We start from the raw sequence: 790 nt of genomic DNA on the forward strand, positions 1-790 counted from the left end.
GCGACGGTGCCGGCGGGGTCGGGGACGGTGCAGGTCACGGTGACGTCGCCGGGCGGGACGAGCAACGGTGTGGCGTTCACGTATGTGCCGGCTCCCCATCTGACGAGTCTGGCGCCCGCTCAGGGGCCCACCGCGGGGGGCGCGTCGGTGACGCTGACGGGGACGGGCCTGAGCGAGGTGGTCACCGTCGCGTTCGGGGCCACGCCCGCGGCGTTCACGGTCCTGTCGGACACCACCGTGGTGGCGACGGCGCCAGCCGGGTCGGGCACCGTGCAGGTCACCGTCACCTCACCCGGCGGCACCAGCAACGGCCTGCCCTACACCTACCTGTCGGCTCCCGTGGTCACCACCGTGGCCCCCAACCAGGGACCCACTGCCGGCGGCACCACCGTCACGGTGACGGGCAGCGGGTTCACAGGGGCCACGGACGTGCGGTTCGGCAGCACGCCGGCCACCACCTTCACGGTGGTGTCCGGCACGCAGATCACCGCCGTCGCCCCACCCGGCGGTGCTGGCATGGTCCACCTCACCGTCACTACGGCGGGCGGCACCTCCTCCACGTTCTACTACTACCTGAACGCACCCGTGCTGACGAGCGTCGTGCCCACCCAGGGCCCCACCTCGGGCGGCATCACGCTCACCCTGACGGGCAGCGGTCTCAGCCAGGCCAGCGCGGTGCACTTCGGTGCGGCGGCCGCGACGTCGTTCACGGTGGTGTCGGACAACCAGGCGCTGGCGACGGTGCCGGCGGGGTCGGGGACGGTGCAGGTCACGGTGACGTCGCCGGGCG

General features: G+C 73.3%; 1 protein-coding gene. It reads left to right on the plus strand.

The genetic code is table 11. The annotated features are described in order from the left end of the window. Window positions 1-147: 147 nt before the first annotated feature. Window positions 148-790 (plus strand): IPT/TIG domain-containing protein (locus ABD323_RS42465; protein WP_344447400.1); only part of this gene is annotated, 643 nt, incomplete at its 3' end.

Source organism: Kitasatospora nipponensis (assembly GCF_039528135.1).
GTDB lineage: Bacteria > Actinomycetota > Actinomycetes > Streptomycetales > Streptomycetaceae > Kitasatospora > Kitasatospora nipponensis.